Here is a 7,549-nt window from a genome sequence, read left to right as displayed (position 1 = left end):
TCATTGGTATTCCTAACGTTAAAAAACAAATTGTATGTTTTCAGAGAATCTAGCGACGGCAGGGAAAACTCAAGCGTTTCCTCTATGGGCCAATGATCGGGAAGGGCTTTATATTCACTGTACACTTCATTTGAATTACAGCTTAGCAGCACTAAAAAAAACAATGGGAAAATCGCCCTTCTAATCATTTTTATGGGGTTTTCTTTTTTTTCTTTTTTTGTTTTTCTGACGGTTCTTGGAACTCTTTGGTTTGTCAAAACGCGTTAAACTATCCTGCCCTGCAGCGTTGTTATAGACAGCGTCCATAGCTTCAACAGCCTCTTTAGCATAAGCCTCCAAGCTAACGGCCTTTTTATTTTGCTTATTCAGGGTGATAATTTCGTTGGCATTTTCAACTGATACTTCGTGCCAGTTCATCCATTCGCCTTCATAACAATACCAAAGCACTCTTTTAAAAATGTCCAGTTTTTGACAAATAGCTGTTCCTTTTTCAGTACTTAGTTTAACGTCAATACTTGGGAAAGTTTCCAGTGATTCAAGATAAGTGTCCAGTTCATAATTGAGACAGCACTTGAGTTTTCCGCACTGACCAGCCAATTTTTGTGGATTTAAGGAAAGTTGCTGGTACCTCGCGGCAGAAGTATTAACCGAACGAAAATCAGTCAGCCAGGTAGAACAACACAACTCCCTTCCGCAGGAGCCAATGCCGCCAAGACGGGAAGCTTCCTGCCTGAAACCCACTTGTTTCATTTCAATTCGGGTACTGAATTCTGCTGCAAATTCTTTGATAAGTTCCCTGAAGTCCACGCGATCGTCTGCAGTGTAGTAAAAAACGGCTTTGGATCCGTCGCCCTGAAATTCAACATCTGAAATTTTCATTCTCAGATTCAGCCGAATAGCAATTTGTCTTGCCCTCACTTTTACAGCTTCCTCCCTGTTTTTGGCTTTATGCCAAATGTCAATATCGCGCTGAGTAGCTTTTCGATAAATTTTAAGGTGGGTTACTTCAGTTTTTTGCCTTTTCTTTTTCATTTGAATCCTGACCAGTTCACCGGCCAAGGATACAATTCCGATGTCGTGACCTGAAGCAGCTTCGGTGGCTACCACATCGCCCATGCTCAATGGAAGCTTTTCATTGTTATGAAAAAAATCTTTTCTTCCGTTTTTAAACCGCACTTCAACATACTCAAAAGGTTGCTGATGACCGGGCAAAACCATGTTGGCGAGCCAGTCAAAAACGGTGAGTTTGTTACAGCCGTCTGTTCCGCAGGTGCCGTTGTTTTTGCACCCTTTGGGTTGTCCGTTATTGGTTGTTGAACAGCTTGTACAGCCCATAAAATATATATCTTGACTGTGACCTTAAGCCACCTTTTTGTTAAAAAAATATTGAAGGGTAAAGATACTATTTTTTATTTCACTGAAAACTTCAACGACTTACAGTTTGCCGGTTAAAATTGTTAATTAAGTTTCTTTAACAGAAATAATTTTTGCGGGACAAGCTTTTGCTGCTGCTTTAGAGTTTTCTAAAATAGTGAAATCATGAGATTTTAAAGTAAAAAACCCTTTGCTGTTTACTGAGTGAAGTAGAACAGCCTTTCCGTCTTTTTTGGACATTTGAAACTGTTGGGGTGCCAATTCAACACAATAATTGCACCCTATGCACTTTGCTCTTTGTAATGTAATTACGACCATTAAGCTTGAACCATTTTGTAGAGTTTGTCTGACAACCGAATTCTAAATGGGAGTTTTATAGTGCATTGGTCACCTTTTTTTGCAAGACTTGCCGGCTTTTCATTTATATAAAATTCTTTCAGCAAAAACTCCTTTGCACCGGTGTTGGGCCCAGTTACCAATAGGGTGTCGCCTTTTTTGATTTCAAAGGCTTCAATTTTAAATTCTGCCACTTCTGCTTTGGGGTAAAAGTGGATTCCTTTTCCTACATACACTTTTTTCTGAGTTGCATTTGATCCTGAATTATCACTCCATTCACCTAATTTTTGTCCTAGATAATATCCAGACCAGAAACCTCGGTTGTAAACTTTTTCAAGGGTTTTCATCCAAACATCTATTTTGACTTTGGAATAAGTGCCTTCATAATAACTATCAATAGCGTCCCGATAAGTTTGTATTACCGTTGCAACATATTCGGGAGCTCTTCCTCTTCCTTCAATTTTGAGCACTTTGATTCCGGTTTCAATTACCTGATCTAAAAAATCTATTGTGCATAGATCTTTTGGAGACATCATATATTCATTATCGAGTTCAATTTCAAAACCTGTTTCCTGGTCGATTACAGTATATTTTTTTCGACAATTTTGTTTGCAGGCTCCCCTGTTTGCTGAAGAGTTGTGAGAATGGAGACTCAGGTAGCATTTTCCTGAAACAGCCATACACAAGGCACCGTGACCAAATATTTCAATTTCAACCAATTTGCCTGATGGGCCTTTTATCTGTTCTTTTTCAATTTGCAAACAGATATTTTTCACTTGTCTGAGGCTCAATTCTCTTGAAAGAACCATAGTGTCTGCAAATAAGCTGTAGAACTTGACTGTTTCAGTGTTTGTTACATTGAGTTGTGTTGAGATATGCACTTCCATATCCATTTCTCTGGCAGAAGCTATAACAGCTTGATCTGATGCAATAATTGCTGTGATTGATGCTTCTTTAGCTTTTTTAATCAACAACTTTATTACAGAAAGGTCGTGGTCATAAACTATTGTGTTGAGCGTCAAATACGTTCGGATGTTTTTACTTTTACATCTTTTGGCTATTTCAAGCAAGTCATCAACTGTAAAGTTGATACTTGCTCTTGCCCGCATATTCAATTGGTCTATTCCAAAATAAACCGAATCTGCCCCATTGTCTATTGCTGCCTGCAATGAATCAAAGTTTCCTGCTGGTGCCATCAATTCTATCCTCCCTGTATTTGTCATCGCTCAATAACTTTATAAACTTTATCTGAAAGCCGCAGCCTGAAAGGGAGCTGAAGGGTCACTTTATCGCCGGAAAATGCGCTGTTTGCAGGTCTTCCATTCACAAAGAATGCATCAAGTTTTACTTCTTGTTTGCCGGTTGTTGGGCCATAAATGAGTATGGTGTCACCTTTTTTGATGGTTTCATTTTCCATTAAAAACATTCCCACTTGAGATTTTGGGTAATAATGTTGTCCTTGTCCAACAATCACTTTTTTGATTGCAGACTTGATGATTTTTTCTTTTTTCTTTTCAGCTTTAGCTAAAGGTGCATCAGTCAGTTTTCCGGAGCTTTTGAACTTTAGGGCAGGAGATTTTCCTTTTCTAAAGATTTTATTGCCCACTTGTTTTCCTTTTCTGAACTTGATTTGTTCAACCAGCGGTAGATGAATCACTTCCTGACATTCGGCGGAACAACAGTTGTCTGTTTTTTCTTTACACGATTCACATTGAATGAAAAGCAAGTGACAGCCGTCATTGGCGCAGTTGGTGTGATCGTCACAAGGTGAGCCACATTGGTGGCATCTGGAGACAATATCATCTGTAATGCGCTCTCCCAGACGGTTGTCAAACACAAAATTTTTACCGATGAATTTACTCTCCAACTTTTGATTTTCTATTTGTCGGGCATATTCAATGATTCCGCCCTCTAGTTGATACACGTTTTTGAACCCTTTGTGCTTAAAGTAGGCGCTGGCTTTTTCACAGCGAATACCTCCGGTGCAATACATCAGCAGGTTTTTGTTTTCCTTGTGTTCGGCGAGCTGTTGTTCAATGATGGGAAGCGATTCCCTAAAAGTTTCCACATCAGGGGTAATGGCGCCTTTGAAATGGCCTATTTCACTTTCGTAATGATTTCGCATATCCACAACTACTGTGTCGGGGTCGTCGAGTAACTCATTAAATTCTTTGGCTTTTAGATGAACCCCTTTATTGGTTACGTCAAAGGTTTCGTCTTTTAGGCCGTCAGCTACAATTTTATTTCTCACTTTGATAGTGAGTTTCAGAAATGAGAAATCGTCCTGTTCCACGGCAATGTTCAGGCGGATGCCTTTCATAAAATCATACTCCTCGATGCGGTTTTTAAATTCGTAAAAATAATCTGCCGGGAGTGAGAGCTGAGCGTTGATTCCTTCGGTAGCGACATAAATTCTACCGAGAACTTCCAGAGGGTTCCAGGCTAAAAACAGGGCATCTCTAAAGGCTTTTGGGTTTTCAATTTTGGCGTAGGCATAGAAAGACAAAGTGAGTCGTTGTTTGCCGGCCTTATCAATAAGTTCGGCTCTTTCGTCTGCGCTTAACGTGTTGTACAGTTGCATGCTATAAACGTTTAAGTGAGAATAAATATGTACTGTTCTAAATGGAAGAACAGTCTGCAAAATTAATGGAATTATATTTTGTATTCAACAAAAAAGCATCAAATAATTGATTTGACGCTTCTTGTGAATGGCTAATTCGGTTATACTTATTTTATAATTTAATCTGAAAAAAGTAATCCCGAACTACCCACCATCAATTTTACTGCCTTCACAAACCAGAATTGCTATTGCAAAACCAGAGGAATTAAACAGAATATTTCTTTTAGATGATTTCATTTAGTATTTAGATGAAAAAAAAATTAAAAGGTTGCGCCGGTCTGTTGTTATGCATCAAAAGAAATAGTATTTTAGCATTGATTTAAAAATTAAAAAACACAGCAATGAGCAACGAAAAGGACGCCAAATTAAAGGCATTAAAACTCACTTTGGACAAACTTGATAAAACCTATGGCAAAGGTGCGGTGATGAAGTTGGGTGATCAAGCGGTGCAGGAGGTAGAATCCATTTCTACAGGTTCTCTTGGGCTTGATATCGCCTTAGGCGTAGGTGGATATCCAAAAGGAAGGGTAATTGAAATCTATGGCCCTGAATCTTCAGGTAAAACCACATTGACACTTCACGCTATAGCCGAAAGCCAAAAAGCAGGAGGAATTGCAGCATTTATTGATGCAGAGCATGCTTTTGACCGAGGCTATGCCCAAAAACTGGGTGTGGATATTGAAAACCTGATTATTTCGCAACCCGACAATGGCGAGCAGGCACTGGAAATTACAGACAATTTGATTCGCAGTGGCGCTATAGACATTGTAGTGATTGACTCGGTAGCCGCTCTTACGCCAAAAAGTGAAATTGAAGGCGAAATGGGCGATTCAAAAATGGGTCTTCATGCAAGATTGATGTCTCAGGCTTTAAGGAAACTTGCCGGTTCAATCAGCAAAACACATTGTACCGTTATTTTCATTAACCAGTTGCGTGAAAAAATCGGGGTGATGTTTGGCAATCCTGAAACAACAACAGGTGGTAATGCACTGAAATTTTATGCTTCAGTAAGGCTTGACATCAGAAGGTCTACCCAAATTAAAGACACAGACGGTGACGCTCAGGGCAATAGAACACGGGTAAAAGTCGTTAAAAATAAAGTGGCCCCACCTTTCAAAACAGCCGAATTTGACATTATGTATGGTTCGGGCATTTCAAAGGTGGGCGAAATTATTGATTTGGGTGTAGATTATGAAATCATTAAAAAGAGCGGATCGTGGTTTAGTTATGGCGACACCAAACTGGGTCAGGGAAGAGATGCAGTAAAAGCATTGATCCTGGACAATCCCGAACTTTTTGAAGAACTCGAACAAAAAATTAAAGAAGCAATTGCCTTGTTAAAAAGTTAAATAAAACACAACAACGCAACCCAATTTCATAATTTGCATCTACAGGTAAAGCACCTCTTTTTAGGTGAAACTTGTAGATGCATCTGTTTAGGAATACCAACTACAAATTTTTCACTTAAAAACGGGAAAGTGGCTTTAAACGAGCTTATAGAAAAATGTAAGAAAGAGAATATTAAGGCACAAGGAGAGCTTTATACGCTTTACGCAAACAAATTGTACTCCATCAGTCTGAAATATTCCCGAAACGTCGCAGAGGCCCAAGACAACCTTCAAGACGCTTTCCTCACTATTTTTAAAAGCATCGGTCAGTATAAGCATAAGGGTTCTTTTGAGGGCTGGATGAAACGGATAACAGTCAACACCGTTTTACAGAAATACCGAAAAGAACGCTACTTTGAAATCGTGAACGACCAATTGGCTGAAGAACCTGAGGCTGAAATTGAAGAACAAAACCTGTCACTTGATTACCTGTTGAAGTTAATTCAGGAATTGCCCGACAGATACCGTTTGGTCTTTAACCTGTATGTGCTTGATGATTATTCACATCAGGAAATAGCAGATATGATTGGGATTACAGTAGGCACATCAAAGTCAAACCTGGCGAGAGCACGAATGATATTAAAAAACAAATTGGAAGAAAATAAACAGGCTCAGGCAAAGAGCAACACTTAATGAAAACAAAAAAGCACATAGACCGGCTTTTTAAAGAGCAGTTTAAACATCTGGATGCCACCCCACCTCCCGTTGTTTGGGAAAATATTTCTGCAGCTCTTCAAAAAGAAAAAGCACCAAAACGTGTTGTGCCCATGTGGTACAAACTCGCCGGAGTTGCTGCTACGCTTATTTTGTTTTTAGGGATTGGCAGTGTGTTCTTTAATTCCCCAATGGGAAATGAAATAACTTCTGAAGACACTCAACCCACTCAACAGATTGAAATTATTCTACCTGACGATTCTATAATTGTCGAAGACTCACAAAACGATGCCATTGTTCAACAAGAAGATTTGTTGAAAACTGACTCAGAAAAAACTGATTCGGTTGATAGGCCAAAAACTACTGATAAATTCAGCGATATAATTGACACTAAGGCCGTCACTACAAAGCCGGTTGACCAAAAAGGTGTTGAGAAAAAGGAAATAGAAATTCCAGTTCCTGCGGTTAAAACAGATATTGCACAAACAACCATTCAGCAAAAAGATGTTGAGTCAGAAACAATTTCTGACACTAAGCCAGAACAGGGTGAAATCTTTACTAAACCACAATTTGAAGAAAAAGAAGCTATAGCAGTTTCTGAAATCAAAGAAGAAGAAGAAGACAAGAAAATTTCATTGCTGGATTATATCGCTCAAAAACACGAGGATGAACTTGCCGTCAATCAACCCCAAATAGGACCCCGCTGGGAAGTTTCCCCCAATTTTGCGCCTGTATATTACAACACCCTTAGTAGTGGTTCATCCATAGACCCACAATTTTCAAACAACTCCAAGTCCGGCGATATCAATTACAGTTATGGAGTAAAAGTAAGTTATGCCATCAACGAAAGACTTAGTGTTAGAACCGGTGTAAATATGGTAGACTTAAGCTACACCACAAACAACATTGAATTTGCCGTTGCCGAAGCTCCAGACGGCTTAAGGTCCATCGACTATAAAAATTCAACCTATGTAGTAGCTGTAGGCAACCGCGGCACACTACATCCGCCTCCAGGGGCTCTTCCCACTGTGAATGAGAATGGTGTTGTAATCGTACCCAGAAATGGTATCGTTCCAGGTACCATGCAACAGGAATTGAATTATTTTGAAGTTCCACTTGAATTAAAATACAATTTATCAAATAATCGTGTTGGCGTGAATATAATAGGCGGGATGAG

General features: G+C 39.3%; 8 protein-coding genes. 3 read left to right on the top strand and 5 right to left on the bottom strand.

Features of this window, described 5'->3' with window-relative positions; genetic code table 11:
* From AC6F75_RS13580 to trhO, 5 genes are all read right to left on the bottom strand, one after another.
* On the bottom strand, nt 1–188 hold a 188-nt coding region (locus AC6F75_RS13580; protein WP_500715627.1), incomplete at its 3' end, for a gliding motility lipoprotein GldH family protein.
* Nucleotides 181–1,335 (bottom strand): regulatory iron-sulfur-containing complex subunit RicT, encoded by a 1,155-nt coding sequence (locus AC6F75_RS13575; protein ID WP_500715626.1) that lies wholly within the window; start codon nt 1,333–1,335, stop codon nt 181–183. The genes AC6F75_RS13580 and AC6F75_RS13575, both read right to left, overlap by 8 nt.
* A 126-nt stretch (nt 1,336–1,461) precedes the next feature.
* Nucleotides 1,462–1,692, bottom strand: coding sequence for a ferredoxin (locus AC6F75_RS13570; RefSeq protein ID WP_500715625.1), 231 nt, complete (start codon nt 1,690–1,692; stop codon nt 1,462–1,464).
* Nucleotides 1,692–2,933, bottom strand: coding sequence for a U32 family peptidase (locus tag AC6F75_RS13565; RefSeq protein ID WP_500715624.1), 1,242 nt, complete (start codon nt 2,931–2,933; stop codon nt 1,692–1,694). Before AC6F75_RS13565 ends, AC6F75_RS13570 begins: the two co-directional genes overlap by 1 nt.
* Nucleotides 2,930–4,291, bottom strand: a complete 1,362-nt coding sequence (gene trhO / locus AC6F75_RS13560; RefSeq protein WP_500715623.1) for an oxygen-dependent tRNA uridine(34) hydroxylase TrhO — start codon at nt 4,289–4,291, stop codon at nt 2,930–2,932. The genes AC6F75_RS13565 and trhO overlap by 4 nt, the downstream gene beginning before the upstream one ends.
* A 380-nt stretch (nt 4,292–4,671) precedes the next feature.
* Between trhO and recA the strand changes: the two genes are divergently transcribed.
* From recA to AC6F75_RS13545, 3 genes are all read left to right on the top strand, one after another.
* A complete protein-coding gene (gene recA / locus AC6F75_RS13555; RefSeq protein WP_500715622.1) occupies nt 4,672–5,679 on the top strand; it encodes a recombinase RecA in 1,008 nt (335 codons plus the stop codon).
* A gap of 129 nt (nt 5,680–5,808) precedes the next feature.
* Nucleotides 5,809–6,351, top strand: coding sequence for a sigma-70 family RNA polymerase sigma factor (locus tag AC6F75_RS13550; RefSeq protein WP_500715621.1), 543 nt, complete (start codon nt 5,809–5,811; stop codon nt 6,349–6,351).
* Nucleotides 6,351–7,549, top strand: a 1,199-nt coding sequence (locus AC6F75_RS13545; RefSeq protein WP_500715620.1) for a hypothetical protein, incomplete at its 3' end; no start/stop codon positions are given. The genes AC6F75_RS13550 and AC6F75_RS13545, both read left to right, overlap by 1 nt.

The sequence above is a fragment of the Planktosalinus sp. genome, assembly GCF_059864935.1.
The sequence above is the reverse complement of the archived record's forward strand: the minus strand, read 5'-3'. Positions and strand labels throughout refer to the sequence as shown.